The organism is Brevibacterium sp. Mu109, assembly GCF_900169375.1.
GTDB classification, from domain to species: Bacteria; Actinomycetota; Actinomycetes; order Actinomycetales; family Brevibacteriaceae; genus Brevibacterium; species Brevibacterium yomogidense_A.
Window position 1 is genome coordinate 70,274 of sequence record NZ_FXZF01000011.1, and the last position, 12,904, is coordinate 83,177.

Annotated in this window: 13 protein-coding genes; 4 read left to right on the forward strand and 9 right to left on the reverse strand. The window is 68.8% G+C overall.

The window, feature by feature from the left end; all coding sequences use genetic code 11:
- Positions 1 to 149: 149 nt before the first annotated feature.
- A complete protein-coding gene (locus BSP109_RS08455; protein ID WP_180959658.1) occupies positions 150 to 836 on the forward strand; it encodes a TetR family transcriptional regulator C-terminal domain-containing protein in 687 nt (228 codons plus the stop codon).
- The gene (locus tag BSP109_RS08460) at positions 833 to 2,230 is read left to right on the forward strand and encodes an FAD-dependent oxidoreductase (protein WP_101600029.1); all 1,398 of its coding nucleotides are present in this window, start codon (positions 833 to 835) and stop codon (positions 2,228 to 2,230) included. Before BSP109_RS08455 ends, BSP109_RS08460 begins: the two co-directional genes overlap by 4 nt.
- A gap of 1 nt (position 2,231) precedes the next feature.
- Here the strand turns inward: BSP109_RS08460 and BSP109_RS08465 are convergent, their stop codons facing one another.
- From BSP109_RS08465 to BSP109_RS08490, 6 genes are all read right to left on the reverse strand, one after another.
- On the reverse strand, positions 2,232 to 2,762 hold the full coding sequence (locus BSP109_RS08465) for a holo-ACP synthase (protein WP_087005628.1): 531 nt from the start codon (positions 2,760 to 2,762) through the stop codon (positions 2,232 to 2,234).
- Between the two features lie 57 nt (positions 2,763 to 2,819).
- On the reverse strand, positions 2,820 to 4,694 hold the full coding sequence (gene glmS / locus BSP109_RS08470; protein ID WP_087005225.1) for a glutamine--fructose-6-phosphate transaminase (isomerizing): 1,875 nt from the start codon (positions 4,692 to 4,694) through the stop codon (positions 2,820 to 2,822).
- Between the two features lie 99 nt (positions 4,695 to 4,793).
- On the reverse strand, positions 4,794 to 5,744 hold the full coding sequence (locus BSP109_RS08475) for a bile acid:sodium symporter (RefSeq protein ID WP_101600064.1): 951 nt from the start codon (positions 5,742 to 5,744) through the stop codon (positions 4,794 to 4,796).
- Between the two features lie 11 nt (positions 5,745 to 5,755).
- On the reverse strand, positions 5,756 to 6,076 hold the full coding sequence (locus tag BSP109_RS08480; RefSeq protein ID WP_101600030.1) for a multidrug efflux SMR transporter: 321 nt from the start codon (positions 6,074 to 6,076) through the stop codon (positions 5,756 to 5,758).
- Entirely contained in the window at positions 6,073 to 6,483 is a 411-nt protein-coding gene (locus tag BSP109_RS08485) for a multidrug efflux SMR transporter (RefSeq protein ID WP_101600031.1), read from the reverse strand. Before BSP109_RS08485 ends, BSP109_RS08480 begins: the two co-directional genes overlap by 4 nt.
- Positions 6,480 to 7,055, reverse strand: coding sequence for a TetR/AcrR family transcriptional regulator (locus BSP109_RS08490; RefSeq protein WP_101600032.1), 576 nt, complete (start codon positions 7,053 to 7,055; stop codon positions 6,480 to 6,482). The genes BSP109_RS08485 and BSP109_RS08490 overlap by 4 nt, the downstream gene beginning before the upstream one ends.
- 174 nt (positions 7,056 to 7,229) lie before the next feature.
- Here BSP109_RS08490 and coaA point away from each other — a divergent pair, with 174 nt between their 5' ends.
- Together coaA and BSP109_RS08500 are read left to right on the forward strand one after the other, a co-directional pair.
- Complete coding sequence (gene coaA / locus BSP109_RS08495) at positions 7,230 to 8,276, forward strand: type I pantothenate kinase (RefSeq protein ID WP_087005236.1); 1,047 nt, start codon at positions 7,230 to 7,232, stop codon at positions 8,274 to 8,276.
- A 282-nt stretch (positions 8,277 to 8,558) separates the two neighbouring features.
- On the forward strand, positions 8,559 to 10,268 hold the full coding sequence (locus BSP109_RS08500; protein ID WP_308297909.1) for an ABC transporter ATP-binding protein: 1,710 nt from the start codon (positions 8,559 to 8,561) through the stop codon (positions 10,266 to 10,268).
- A gap of 30 nt (positions 10,269 to 10,298) precedes the next feature.
- On the opposite strand, the gene glmM is transcribed toward BSP109_RS08500, so the two are convergent.
- The 3 genes from glmM to rplM all read right to left on the reverse strand — a co-directional run bounded on the left by glmM (position 10,299) and on the right by rplM (position 12,794).
- The gene (glmM, locus tag BSP109_RS08505) at positions 10,299 to 11,663 is read right to left on the reverse strand and encodes a phosphoglucosamine mutase (protein ID WP_101600034.1); all 1,365 of its coding nucleotides are present in this window, start codon (positions 11,661 to 11,663) and stop codon (positions 10,299 to 10,301) included.
- A 156-nt stretch (positions 11,664 to 11,819) separates the two neighbouring features.
- Positions 11,820 to 12,317 (reverse strand): 30S ribosomal protein S9, encoded by a 498-nt coding sequence (gene rpsI / locus BSP109_RS08510; RefSeq protein ID WP_087005245.1) that lies wholly within the window; start codon positions 12,315 to 12,317, stop codon positions 11,820 to 11,822.
- A 33-nt stretch (positions 12,318 to 12,350) separates the two neighbouring features.
- Positions 12,351 to 12,794: a 50S ribosomal protein L13 gene (gene rplM / locus BSP109_RS08515; RefSeq protein ID WP_087005247.1), complete on the reverse strand. Its 444-nt coding sequence runs from the start codon at positions 12,792 to 12,794 to the stop codon at positions 12,351 to 12,353.
- Positions 12,795 to 12,904: the final 110 nt, after the last annotated feature.

Consider the following 12,904-nt stretch of genomic DNA (forward strand, 5'->3'; position numbering starts at 1 on the left):
GGTTCATGTTGAGTGCTGCCCGTGAAGGGCTCTCACGGGTGGTGCGGTTGACACATCCGTCTCACCACGCCATATTGACCACGTGGTCAATACCACTGCCGATACAGTAAGCGGGGTCACAACCCCTGTCAATGGAGACGGAGTTGCGAATGGAGACGGAGCGCGACGCAGGACACGACGCGAAGCCGAGGCGGCGCAGACTCTCTGCCGCCAAACGGCGCGCGTCGATCGACGGCGCGGCCCAGGACCTCGCACTGGCGGACGGTCTGCAGAACATCACCCATCGCAGCATCGCGGGCCACCTGGGCATCACGCACACCCTGGTCGTGCACCATGCGTCTGACATCGGCGATCTGAGGGTACGGGCCTGCGAAGCACTGCTGCGTGAAGAGTATGAGACCGCCGAGGCGCTGACCGCCGACGCCCCCCGCGCGACGGATCAGCTCGTGGCGCTCATCCGCGAGCTGGGTCGCACGGGACGCGAGGACCGGGCGGGTGTCTGGCTCGACGGGTGGAGCATCGGTCGCAGAGATCCCCTCATGGCCCGCGCCGTGCGGACCGCCATGGACGCGTGGCAGGCACTCATCGTTGCGATACTCGTCGACGGAGCTGAACACGGAGAGTTCTCCGTCGACGATCCTCGGGCTGCGGCGTGGGAGTTCATCGCACTGCTCGACGGCCTCAACGCGCATATGCTCGTGGCCTACGGCGACCCGACCGACTACCCAGCGCGTCTCGCAGCACCGTTGGCCGCCCGGCTCTCACTCCCCACAAAGGCACTCTTCGACCCCCGCACCTCCGTCACTACAGTCGTGCTGAACAAGGAGACGCAATGACAGCCATCGAGGCCAACGCAAGCGATCTCACCTGCGACGTCGTCGTCGTAGGCGCGGGCATCGCAGGACTCACCGCGGCAGAACAGCTGGTTGCAGCCGGGTTAGACGTCCGCGTCGTCGAAGCCCGCGACCGCGTGGGCGGGCGGACTGAGGGAGGCGAGTTCGCCTCGGGCACGGTCGTCGAACTGGGCGGTCAGTGGGTAGGCCCCACCCAGGATGAAGTGCTCGCGCTGGCGCAGCGGCTGGGGCTCGAGACCTTCACGGTCTACGACGAGGGCTCCTCACTGCTCTTCGCTGACGGTACGCGCACCGAGGGCGACGATGACACGTTCGGACTGAGCACGGACGCCGCGCGGGCATTCACGGACCTCGTCGAGCACATCGACCGCACTGCGGCGACGATCGACCGGGAGGCGCCCTGGGACTCCGCGGACGCCGTGCGCCTGGACCGGATGACAGCAGCGCAGTGGCTCGATGCGCACTGCGGCGACGCGGACGCGCGCGCTTTCATGGACACCATGCTCGCGTCGATCCTCGCGGCGGAATCGGACGAGTACTCCGCTCTCCATCTGCTCTTCTACCTAGGCTCGGGCGGCGGACTCCACCGCATGATGCTCACGATCGGCGGAGCGCAGGAGTCACGCGTGCGCGGCGGTACCCACCAGCTATCGGAGAGGCTCGCGGAGAGCCTCGGCGAGCGAGTGCTGCTGGACGAGGAGGTCCTGCGCATCACTGGGTGGGACTCCGCCGACGACGCAGATTCCGAAGCCGTGGCCGTGACGACCGAGCACCGCACCCTGCGCTGTCATCGGGTCGTCGTCGCGGTGCCGCCGACGATGGCGACGCGCCTTTCGTACGACCCCCCACTGCCTGCCGGCCGCGACGTCGCCCAGTCGCACATGACCCCAGGGAATGTTCTGAAGTTCCAGGTCGAGTACCCGCGCCCGTTCTGGCGGCAGGAGGGCCTGAGCGGCATGGTGATGAGTCTCGATCATGACGTCTCGCTCGTCTACGACAACTGCGTGCCGGACTCCGACGCAGGCATACTCGTCGCGTTCGTTGAAGGCACCCATGCCCGAAACTTCAACTCGCTGGACGAGCGGGAGCGCGCCCGTCGAGTCATCGACGACCTCACCGCGTTCTTCGGGGACGACGCGGCGAGCCCCACCGAGGTGCTGCAGCGAAACTGGTCGGAGGAGCCTTTCACACGCGGCTGCTACGGAGGTCGGTTCGCCACCGGTCTCTGGACGACGGTCGGAGCCCACCTTGCTGCGCCGTGCGGGCTGATCCACTGGGCGGGGGCAGAGACGGCAGCCGTGTGGAACGGCTACATCGACGGGGCCGTCCGCTCGGGACAGCGAGCCGCCGCCGAGGTCGTCGCTGGGGTGCGCTGAGTCAGTCCCCTCGAGGGCGGCGGGCCGCCTCGCGCTCGGCGCGGCGCGCCTCCCGCGTCGCGCGGGCCATCGTGCGGAACCTCTCCAGCTCCGCGAGGGCCTCGGGCGAGCCGGGGAGCAGGGGCGCCGGCTGGTCGACCGGCGGCACGATCTTCGCGCCGTCGCCCTCGACCACGACGAACGTGACGGTGCGGTCCGCGTCGTGGGTGATGGAGAGGTGGACGGTCTCGCCGCCCTTCTGCCGGAAGTGCTCGAGCACCCAGCCGGTCAGCCGGAAGCTGGGCGCTCCGGAGAACGCGGAGACGACCTCGGCCTCCTGCCACGGAATGATCTGCGGCAGCTGGAGCGCCTTGACCAGCGCCTCCTTCGCAGAGAAGCGCGCGGCCAGGGACTCCGCGGACCGGCGCTTGCCGTTCTTCTTCAGCTGCTCGGCCGGGGTCAGCAGCCGGTCCAGCAGCTCCGGGACGCGCTCGATGTGCTCCGCGAACCGCGGCACGTCCGCGATGTCGACGCCTACTCCGATGATCGCCATGTCACCGACGGTAGCCGATCGCGCGCGTGCGCCGCGCACGCGCGGACCGGACCGCGCTCACTCCACGGTGACGGACTTCGCCAGGTTGCGCGGCTGGTCGACGTCGAGGTCCTTCGCCGTCGCGAGCTCCATCGCGAAGATCTGCAGCGGCACGGTGGCGAGCAGCGGAGCCAGCAGCGTCGTCGTCTCCGGGACGTAGAAGACCTCGGAGGCGAACTCCTCGACCTCCGTCTCCCCCTCCTCGGCGATGACGACCGCGTTCGCCCCGCGGGCGCGCACCTCCTGGATGTTCGACAGCACCTTCGCGTGCAGCGAGTCGCGGCCACGGCTCGACGGAACGACGATGATGACCATCTGTCCCTCGTCGATGAGCGCGATCGGACCGTGCTTGAGTTCGCCGGCGGCGAAGCCCTCCGCGTGGATGTATGCGAGCTCCTTGAGCTTGAGCGCACCCTCCATCGCGACCGGGTAGCCGACGTGGCGTCCCAGGAAGAGCACCGACTGCTCATCCTTGTGCCGGATCGCGAAATCCGTGATCTGCTGCTTCGTCCCCTCGAGGATCCGCTCGATCTTGCCGGGGATCGTCTCCAGCTCGGACAGGATCAGCTGGATCTCGTCGTTGTACTTGTTCCCCCGCAGCTGGGCGAGGTAGAGGCCCAGCAGGTAGCAGGCGACGACCTGCGACAGGAACGCCTTCGTCGAGGCGACGGCGATCTCCGGGCCAGCGTGCGTGTAGAGCACGCCGTCGGATTCGCGCGGGATCGTGGAGCCGAATGTGTTGCAGATGGCGATGACCTTCGCGCCCTGCTCCCGCGCGTGGCGCACGGCCATGACGGTGTCCATCGTCTCGCCGGACTGGGAGATGGCCACCACGAGCGTCTTCTCCGTCACGACCGGATCGCGGTAGCGGAACTCGTGCGCCAGCTCGACTTCGGTGGGGATGCGGCACCAGTGCTCGATCGCGTACTTCGCGACCTGCCCCGCGTATGCCGCGGTGCCGCACGCGATGACGACGATCTTGTCGACGGATTTGAGGATCGTCTCGTCGATGGTCATCTCCGACAGCTGGAGACGTCCGTCCAGTCCGAAGCGCCCCCGCAGGGTGTCCGCGACCGCCTGCGGCTGGTCGTGGATCTCCTTGTCCATGAAGGAGGGGAAGCCGCCCTTCTCCGCGGTCGCAGGGTCCCAGTCGACCTCGAACGGCTCACCCTCGACAGGGGCGCCTGCCGCGTCGATGATCCGCACCTGCTCCGGTGTGATCGTCACGATCTGGTTCTGGCCGATCTCCACGGCTCTGCGCGTGTAGTCGATGAAGGCGGCGACGTCGGAGCCCAGGAAGTTCTCGCCCTCGCCCAGTCCGATGACCAGGGGCGAGTTGAGGCGGGCCGCGACGACGGTGTCCGGGGCGTCCGCGTGCACGGCCAGCAGGGTGAAGGCACCCTCGAGCTCGCCGACCGTCACGCGCATGGCCTCGGTCATGTCACCGGTCGCACGGTAGTTCTTGGCCAGCTGGTGGGCGGCGACCTCGGTGTCCGTCTCCGAGGAGAACTCGACGCCGTCGGCCACGAGGTCCCGCTTGAGCTGCGCGAAATTCTCGATGATGCCGTTGTGGATGAGAGCGAGCCTGCCACCGTCCGCGAGGTGCGGGTGGGCGTTGTCGTCCGACGGTCCGCCGTGTGTGGCCCAGCGGGTGTGCCCGATGCCGGTCCGAGCGTCGGGGAGTGGATCGTCCGTCACCGCATCGAGGAGATTCGCGAGCTTGCCTGCGCGCTTGCGCGCCGCGAGCTCACCCCCTTCAGTGACGACTGCCACGCCCGCGGAGTCGTATCCGCGGTACTCGAGCCTTCCCAGGCCCTGCAGCAGGACGTCGAGAGCGAGGTGGTCAGCGCTGTTCGCAGCGGCCGACGAGACGTATCCGACGATTCCACACATGGGGAAAAGCGTAGCGGTCCGAGGCCGCGGCTCTCTGCATTCCACAGCCTGTCACCCCGGATCCGAAGAGAAATCGCAGTTTTCTCGTCTGTCTGGTCGTCACGGCTGCGCCGGCTTCGGGATGAGCCGTGGGATGAGGACGATGAGGGCCACCATGACGAGCAGCTCGATGAGGGTTTGGGTGACGACCACAGAGGCTGCGAGATCGAACTCCGCGGGCAGGGCGAGGACGAGCGGCAGCACGACGAGGGAGTTCCGCGTCGCACCGCTGAACACGACCGCGCGCCGGCCGGCTGGGTCGACACCGCCCAGCCGTCCGGCGGCCATGCCGATCGGCACCATGACCGCGGCGAAGAGGAGGAAGACCGGGACCACTCTCAGCAGTGAGCCCAGCTGCGCGCCGACGTCCGCGACCTGGGCGGCGACCACGACCGCGAGGGTGATGACCATGAGCGGCACCATCGCGCTCGATCCGACCTGCTCCACGACTCGTCCAGCGCGTGTCCGGTGCGCGGGGGCCTGTGTGAGAGCGGCCGCGGCGAGCGGGAGAACGATGATGAGGACGAACGCCTCGAGGAAAGGCGCGAATTCGACGGCGGAGACGAACTCGGCGCCGACGAACAGCCAGAGGTAGAGCGGGAGCAGCAGCATCTGGGCGAGCATCAGCAGGGGTGTGGCGGCCAGCAGGCGCTCCTCGTCTCCGCCGGCCAGCCCGGTGAACACGATGACGTAGTCGATGCAGGGCGTCAGCAGCACGAACAGCACACCGACCAGCAGGACCTGATCATCGGCCACGATCCGCGACAGCAGCCACACCACCATCGGCACCACGACGAAGTTCACCCCCAGGATGGTCGCGAGGAAGCGCCAGTCGCGGAAGGCCTGTCCGATCCTGTCGAAGGGGATGGCGAGGAACGTGGTGTAGAGCAGCAGCGCCAGCACCGGGAGGATCACCGCCGCGGCCGGACCCGCGAGGGCAGGCGCGAGCAGCCCGATGAGCGCGCCGATCGCCAGGCCCGCAAGATACAGCGATATCTGCCGGTCCTCCATCCACTGGACGATCACGCCGCCCCGGTCTCCACCAACAGCACGCCGCCCACGATGAGCACGATGCCCAACCCGCTCAGCCAGGTGAAGGGCTCCTTGAAGAGCACCCGGCCCAGCACGGCGGTGACGGAGACGCCCACCGCCGACCAGATGCCGTAGGCGACGCCGAGCGGCATGCCCTGAGCGAGGACGAGCGCCAGCAGGGAGAACGCCCCCGTATAGAAGACGCCGACGGCGATGTACCAGAGCCGCGAGCCATGGGATCCCATCCGCAGGGCGAGGGTGCCTAAGACCTCGAGCACGATCGCACCCGCCAGCAGCAGCCACGCCGTCATACGTCGACCACCTGCCGCCGCGGCTCCGGCCCTGGTGGTTCCTGCCCTGGTGTCTGCTGCCCTCGCCCCGTCGCAGGCAGGGAGCTTCCCAGCTCGACGCACAGCACACCGACCGCGATCAGCACGATGCCGACCCCCATGACCGGGGTGAAGGGCTCCGCGAAGACGACTGCCGACAGGACCGCGGTCAGTGCGACGCCGGCAGCGGCCCAGGCGCCGTACGCGACGCCCAGAGGCATGCCCATCCGCAGCGCCTGCGCAAGCAGGACGAATGCGCCCGCGTACCCCGTACCGGTCAGTAGGAACAGCCACGGGGCCTCGAGCGCGGCCTTCATCGACAACGACCCGCCGACCTCCAGGATCACGGCGAAGGCCAGAGCGATCCAGGCGCGCGTGCGGGCACTCACCGGTCCCCCGTGCGGCTCTGCTCGTGAGTGGGGCCCCGCTCGTGGGTGGGACTCTGCGATGCACGGGTGAGGCTCAGCGCCACGTCCAGGACCTCTGCCAGATCCTCGCGGGAGAAGGAGACGACTCCCAGTGCGCGGTCGAACCAGGCGCCGTCTGCGGCGAGACGTGCCGCGCGGTAGCGAGCCCGATCCGACGGCGACGCATCGATGACCTCGCCCATCCAGGGCGAGAGCGTGCTGTCCCAGAGCGCGACGAGCTGTCCGGACAGCTTCGCGTCGGACAGCAGTGCGAGGTCGCTCGCGTCGATGTCGTCGGTCATCGTGTATCGGATGTACGCACGCAGGCGCTCCACCGGCGACGGGGACTCCCCCGCGTACCGCTTCAGTCCGTCCAGCCAGCGCAGGGCGACGTGCTCCACCACCGCGACGGCGAGCGCCTCCTTCGTCCGGAAATGGTGGACGAGGCCGGGCTTCGTGAGGCCGACCTGCGCGGCGACGGAGTCGAGGGTCAGCGGCTCCCTGCGGCGCAGCACGGCCTGCGCTCCTTCGAGGATCTCACTCTTGGTCGACACAGCACGAACCTACCATATGTATGGTTAAGCAGAAGACCCTGGTCAGGCGTCATGTGGCGTGCAGCACCGCTGACATTCGGATCGGCTCGGATCCCCGCACTGTGAGCTGAGCCGGTCGTCTCATCCCCCACCCGGGAGACGTGCCTCACGTCCGACCGTGGAACAATCGTGGCCATGGTTGCGAATGCCGACGAGTCCCTCGTCTCCGATGCCGCCCGCAGGCTCGCCGGGCTGCGCCCCGCGCCCCGTCAGGACTCCGAAGCCGCCCAGTCCCCCTACTGGCACTTCACCCGCGAGCAGTGGTCGCGCCTGTCCGATTCGACCCCACTCCCGCTCACCACGTCCGACGTCGGACGGCTGCGCGGTCTGGGCGAGCGCATCGACATCGACGAGGTGGAGACCGTCTACCTCCCCCTGTCGCGCCTGCTCAACCTCTATTCCGCCGCGCGGGGCCAGAAGCACGACGTGACGCGCAAGTTCCTCTCGCCCCTGGCGAACGAGGGCTTCGAGCCCGCACCCCAGCGCACCCCGTTCGTGATCGGCGTCGCCGGCTCCGTGGCGGTGGGCAAGTCGACGACCGCACGTCTGCTGCGGGAGATGCTCGCCCGCTGGTCCGACACCCCGCGCGTGGAGCTGCTCACCACCGACGGCTTCCTCTTCCCCAACGCGGAACTGGAGCGCAGAGGCCTGAGCGGGCGCAAGGGCTTCCCCGAGTCCTACGACCGTCGCGCCCTGCTGCGGTTCATGGCGGCGGTGAAGTCCGGCGCCCGGGAAGTCCGCGCACCTGTCTACTCGCACCACACGTACGACATCGTCCCCGGAGCGAGCATCACGGTCCGGCGCCCCGACATCCTCATCGTCGAGGGCCTCAACGTCCTCCAGCCGCCGCGTCCCCGCGCAGACGGCAAGCTGGGGGTCGCGGTGAGCGACTACTTCGACTTCTCCATCTACGTCGATGCGGCCTCCGCGGACGTCCGCTCCTGGTACATCAGCCGGTTCCTGCGCCTCAAGCACGGCGCCTTCACCGACCCGGACTCGTTCTTCCACCGCTACTCGCAGCTGAGCGACACGGAGGCCAGGGACCTCGCGACTGAGATCTGGGACTCCATCAACGCCCCGAACCTCCACCAGAACGTCATGCCGTCGCGCGGTCGCGCGGATCTGCTGCTGCGCAAGTCCTCGGACCACTCCGTGTCGCGCATCCAGCTGCGCAAGCTCTGAGCGGGGCGGGCGCTGCCGGCCCCTCCACCCTCCACCCCTCCACGATGCGGAAATGAAACCGCAGCCGCCGGTGTTGACCTTCGGGTGCGCGCTCAACGTGCACGGAGGGAGGCCCCATGAGTATGCCCAGTCCGCACATGATGATGCGGCGGCAGACGAGCAGCGCGCCAGGGCGGCGACGCCCGCGACGTCCGCATCGACCGTCCGACGATCCGGCGGATCATCGGCTTCGCAGCACGCCAGAAGGGCCGACTCATCGGCTTCCTCCTGCTATCCGTCCTGGTGGCCGTCGTCGGCGTGATCACGCCCGTGCTCTCCGGCAATGTGGTCAATGCGATCACAGCAGGTGGGCCCCTGAGCACGATCGGCTGGCTCGCCGCAGGCATCGCCGGACTCGCGATCGCGGAGGCGGTCCTCACGATCGTCAACCGCTGGCTGTCGTCCCATGTGGGCGAGGGCCTGATCTTCGACCTGCGCACGGCCGTCTACGACCACGTCCAGACGATGCCGATCGCGTTCTTCAACCGCACCCGCACCGGCGCGCTGGTCTCCCGCCTCAACACCGACGTGATCGGTGCGCAGCGAGCGTTCTCGAACACGCTCTCCGGCGTCGTGTCCAATGTCGTCTCCCTCGCCCTCACGGTGGGCGTCATGGTGACGATCTCGTGGCAGGTCACAGTCCTGTCGATCCTCCTCCTGCCGATCTTCCTCATCCCGGCACGCACACTGGGAGACAGGCTCGCGAAGCTCCAGCACGAGGCCGCTGATCACAATGCGGCGATGTCCACGCGGATGACGGAGCGGTTCTCCGCGGGCGGCGCGACGCTGGTGCGCCTGTTCGGCTCCCCCGCCCACGAATCGTCCGAGTTCGCCGAGCGCGCCGGCCGCGTCCGCGACATCGGCGTGCGCGTCGCGATGCTGCAGGCCACCTTCGTCACAGCGCTGACCCTGGTGAGCGCGCTGGCGCTGGCCCTGGTCTACGGGCTGGGCGGCTGGCAGGCGGTCACGGGTCCGCTGGACGCCGGCCAGGTCGTCACGCTCGCGATGCTGCTCACCCGCCTCTACGGTCCGCTCACCATGCTCGCGAACGCCCGCATGGACATCATGAGCGCGGTGGTGAGCTTCCAGCGCGTCTTCGAGGTCCTGGACCTCGTGGCACTGATCCGGCCGCCCGCCGACCCCACTCCGCTGCCGTCCGGCGCACTGTCTGTCGCGTTCCGCGACGTGCGCTTCGCGTACCCCTCCGCCGCCGAGGTCTCGCTCGCCTCGTTAGAAGAGGTCGCCATCCTGGACGAGCGGGGCGGCACGGAGGTCCTGCACGGCATCGACGTCGAGGTCCCCGCGGGACGCACCGTCGCGCTCGTCGGCTCGTCCGGCGCCGGCAAGTCGACGATCGCGTCGCTGGTGCCCCGCCTCTACGACGTGACCGGTGGCGCGGTGGAGCTGGGCGGCGTCGACGTCCGCGACCTGTCGTTCGAGGACCTCCAGAACGCCGTGGGGATGGTGACGCAGGACGGCCATCTCTTCCACGAATCGATCCGCGACAACCTGCTCATCGCGAAGCCGGACGCCACCGACGAGCAGCTGGAGTCCGCCGTCGACCGCGCGCGCCTGACCGGTGTGCTCGCGAACCTCCCGGACGGCCTGGACACCATCATCGGAGAGCGCGGGTACCGCCTGTCCGGCGGCGAGCGGCAGCGCCTGACGATCGCCAGGCTCCTGCTCGCGTCACCGCCCGTCGTCATCCTCGATGAGGCGACCAGCGCGCTCGACTCGACGAACGAGGCGGCGATCCAGCAGGCGCTGGGCGAGGCGATGGAGGGCCGCACGGCACTCGTCATCGCCCACCGACTGTCCACCGTCAAGGCGGCGGACGAGATCCTCGTGGTCGAGGACGGGCAGGTCGCTGAGCGCGGCGGGCACGCAGACCTGCTCGCACGCGGCGGACGCTACGCGGAGCTCTACCGGACGCAGTTCAGCCAGGACCGCTGAGCGGCTCCCGCCCCCACGACCTGGCCCCGCTCAGAGGGCCAGGCGCTCCCCCACCACGGCGGCGAGGCGCTCGGCCTGCGACTGCGCGGCCTCCTGCGTGGCGGCCTCGACCATGACGCGGATGACGGGTTCAGTCCCGGAGGCGCGCAGGAGCACGCGCCCGGTCTCACCGAGCTCCGCCTCCACCGCAGCGACCTCCGCCCGGACGTCCGCGTCGTCGCCGGCGGCGGTCTTGTCGACGCCCTTGACGTTGATGAGGACCTGCGGGAGCTTCGGCACCTCTGCTGCCAGATCCGCGAGCGTCCTCTTCGAGGAGGCCATGCGGTGCATGAGGTGCAGAGCGGTCTGGACGCCGTCGCCGGTCGTCCCGTGATCCAGGAGCAGCACGTGTCCCGACTGCTCACCGCCCAGGGAGTAGCCGCCCTTGAGCATGCGCTCGAGCACGTAGCGGTCGCCCACCGCCGTCTCCTCGATCGCGATGCCGCGCTTCTCCATCGCCAGGCGCAGGCCCAGGTTCGACATGACGGTGACGACGAGTGTGTCGTCCGCGAGCGTCCCGGCCTCCTTCATCCCCAGCGCGAGGATGCCCATGACCTGGTCGCCGTCCACTTCGCGTCCCAGGGAGTCGACCGCCAGGCAGCGATCCGCGTCGCCGTCGAAGGCGACGCCCAGATCCGCCTGCTGTCCCACGACTGCGGCACGCAGGTTCTCGATGTGCGTGGAGCCGACCCCGTCATTGATGTTGTAGCCGTTGGGCTCCGCGGCGGTGACGATGACCTCCGCGCCCGCCTGTCGCAGGGCAGCCGGTCCGACGACCGCGGCCGCTCCGTGCGCGCAGTCGACGACGACGGTGAGGCCTGACAGCGGGCTCGCATCCGTCGTCTCGCCCAGGCCGCGCACCAGGTGCTCGGTGAACTCGTCCGCCGCGGCGGGGTAGCGCGCGATGCGACCGACGCCGGCCCCGGTGGGGCGCTCCCACTCCGCATCCAGCAGATCGAGGATCTCGTCCTCCTGCGCGTCCGTGAGCTTCGTGCCGCCCTGGCCGAAGAACTTGATCCCGTTGTCGGGCATCGCGTTGTGCGAGGCGGAGAGCACGACGCCGAACGCCGCTCCCGTCGCCTTCACCGCGTGGGCGATCCCCGGCGTGGGCAGGACGCCGACGTCCTGGACATCGACGCCCGTCGAGGCGATCCCCGCCGACGTCGCGGCGGTGAGGAACTCGCCGCTCACCCGCGTGTCACGACCGACGATCGCGACGGGGCGCTTGCCGAACGGCGCGTTCTCGGGACGCGCGAGCACGCGGCTGCCGGCCACTGCGAGCTGCAGGGCCAGGCGAGCGGTGATGTCACGGTTCGCGAGACCTCGCACACCGTCCGTGCCGAAGAGTCGAGACATAAGCAGGGATCCTTCCTGAGACTTTTCCGCCAGTCTACGGGGCCCGGCGATGCCCTCGCGTGCACTGCACGCGCATGGAACAGCACGAAGGCCCCCGACCAAGAGGTCGGGGGCCTTCGCACGTTCCGCTCCGCAGCATGCTGCAGAGGCGCTGGATCAGCGCTTGGAGAACTGCGGCGCCTTGCGCGCCTTCTTCAGTCCGGCCTTCTTGCGCTCCGGGACGCGAGCGTCACGGGACAGGTAGCCGGCCTTCTTCAGTTCCGCACGGTTGTTGTCGCGGTCGATCTCATTGAGCGAACGAGCGATGCCCAGGCGGACTGCTCCGGCCTGGCCCGACGGGCCGCCGCCGCTGATGAGGACGATCACGTCGAAGCGATCCTCCAGATCGAGCAGGCGGAAGGGCTCGTTCACGAGCTGCTGGTGCAGCTTGTTCGGGAAGTAGGTCTCCAGGTCACGGCCGTTGATCTTCCATTCGCCCGTGCCGGGCACCAGACGGACGCGAGCGACCGCCTGCTTGCGGCGGCCCACTCCCGATCCCGGTGCGGTGATCGACTGTCCGCGGCCACCGGCCACGGCTTCGCCCAGGCCAGCGGAGGCCGGGGTCTCAGTGCTGTATTCGGTGAGGTCGACGTCCTCGACTGTGTTCTCTGCCACGATTCTCCTCGGTAAGCTGTTCGACCCGCGCGCTTACTGCGCGACCTGGGTGATCTCGTACGGCTGGGGGTTCTGGGCTGAGTGCGGGTGCTCTGAGCCTGCGTAGACCTTGAGCTTGTGCATCTGCGCCCGACCGAGGCGAGTCTTGGGGATCATGCCGGTGACGGCCTTCTCCACCGCGCGCTCGGGGTGAGTCGCGAGGAGTTCGGCGTAGTTGACGCTCTTGAGGCCACCCGGGAAGTTCGAGTGGCGGTAGGCGCGCTTCTGCTCCAGCTTGGCACCGGTGAGCGCGACCTTGTCGGCGTTCACGATGATCACGAAATCGCCCGAGTCGACGTTCGGCGTGAACGTCGGCTTGTGCTTTCCGCGGAGCAGACGCGCGGTCTGCGAAGCGAGCCGGCCGAGAACGACGTCAGTGGCGTCGATGACGTGCCACTGGCGCTGAACATCGCCGGTCTTCAGGGTGTACGTACGCAAAGTTGCCTTCTTACATTCGTCAGTAGTCCTAGGGCCCATACACACCCACTTGCTCGAGTCGTGACGTCGAGTTCGCGGACGGGCCTGTCCTGTGCGCGCTACGCTTCCGA

Bases quoted from the DNA above. Each gene is read 5' to 3' on its own strand.
- BSP109_RS08455 (WP_180959658.1), top strand. From the start codon at position 150: ATGGAGACGGAGCGCGACGCAGGACACGACGCGAAGCCGAGGCGGCGC.
- BSP109_RS08460 (WP_101600029.1), top strand. From the start codon at position 833: ATGACAGCCATCGAGGCCAACGCAAGCGATCTCACCTGCGACGTCGTC.
- BSP109_RS08465 (WP_087005628.1), bottom strand. From the start codon at position 2,762: ATGGCGATCATCGGAGTAGGCGTCGACATCGCGGACGTGCCGCGGTTC.
- glmS (WP_087005225.1), bottom strand. From the start codon at position 4,694: ATGTGTGGAATCGTCGGATACGTCTCGTCGGCCGCTGCGAACAGCGCT.
- BSP109_RS08475 (WP_101600064.1), bottom strand. From the start codon at position 5,744: ATGGAGGACCGGCAGATATCGCTGTATCTTGCGGGCCTGGCGATCGGC.
- BSP109_RS08480 (WP_101600030.1), bottom strand. From the start codon at position 6,076: ATGACGGCGTGGCTGCTGCTGGCGGGTGCGATCGTGCTCGAGGTCTTA.
- coaA (WP_087005236.1), top strand. From the start codon at position 7,230: ATGGTTGCGAATGCCGACGAGTCCCTCGTCTCCGATGCCGCCCGCAGG.
- glmM (WP_101600034.1), bottom strand. From the start codon at position 11,663: ATGTCTCGACTCTTCGGCACGGACGGTGTGCGAGGTCTCGCGAACCGT.